General features: G+C 62.0%; 1 protein-coding gene. It reads right to left on the reverse strand.

Features of this window, described 5'->3' with window-relative positions; translation table 11 throughout:
- On the reverse strand, window positions 1-1,098 hold a 1,098-nt coding region (locus ABH897_RS27545; RefSeq protein ID WP_404593015.1), incomplete at both ends, for a condensation domain-containing protein.

Raw genomic sequence — 1,098 nt, forward strand, 5'->3', positions numbered from 1 at the left:
CCAGGAGACGCCGTCGATGACCCAGTGGTGGATCGCCACCAGCAGATGATCGCCATCCGTACACCGGAACAATCCCAGCTTGACCAGTGGGCCTTGGCTCAGATCCATCGTCGCCTGAATCCGGCTCGCCTCTGCCGCAATCGCTTCCTCGCTGTCTGTATCCGGTGCCATGTCCAGCACCTCCAGGCTGTAGCCCGCTCCCTCCCCGATCTGGCGGGTCCACGCCGTATAACCGCTATCGCTCCGGCGCAGCACGGTCCGCAGGGCATCATGGTGATTCGTTAACGCCTGCATCGCGGCTTGCAGCGCCCTCACTTCCCAACCGTCCGGGCGCTGCAAAACGACACACTGGTTATAGTGATGCAGGTCGGTCGCCTGCTCAATCACGAAGGCCTGCTGGATCGGGGTCATTCCCGTAACCCCGCGGATCTCGCCTTGCTCTGCCGTCCGCTTCACCGGCTCGACATGGGAACTTAAGGCGGCAATCGTAGGATTGGTCAGCAGTTCTTTCATCCCCACCTGGTAGCCCGCTTGGAACAGCTTCGCTGACACCTGGATGGACTTGATGGAGTCCCCGCCCAGATCCAGGAAGGAATCATAAATGCCGACCTGCACCACCCCCAATACCGCTGCCCAGATCGAGACGAGATGCTCCTCAACTGCATTGCGCGGCGGTGCGTAAGCAACACCTGGCTCCAGGTACGCCTGCGGCGCGGGCAGTGCCTTGCGGTCCATTTTTCCGTTGGACGTCAGCGGCAGCGCCTCCAGAGGCACGAAGTAGGTCGGGATCATATACTCCGGTAGCGACGCACTCAGCGCTGCCCGCAATTCTCTACCCGTCATGTTCCCGTCCGTGACGACGTAGGCACACAGCTCCTGCCATCCGCTCTCTGCCGAACGGGCGATCACTACCACCTCCCGGACCCCAGTCAGCGCCCGAATCGCACCTTCCACTTCCCCCAGTTCAATCCGGTAGCCCCGGATTTTCACCTGATCGTCCGTGCGTCCGATATACTCCAGCTCCCCGTCGATCCGCCGGCGCGCTACGTCACCCGCCCGGTACATCCGTTGCCCCGGCACAAAGGGATTCGCCACAAA

It is taken from the genome of Paenibacillus sp. RC73, from assembly GCF_044908085.1.
In the GTDB taxonomy this organism is placed as follows: Bacteria; Bacillota; Bacilli; order Paenibacillales; family Paenibacillaceae; genus Paenibacillus; species Paenibacillus terrae_A.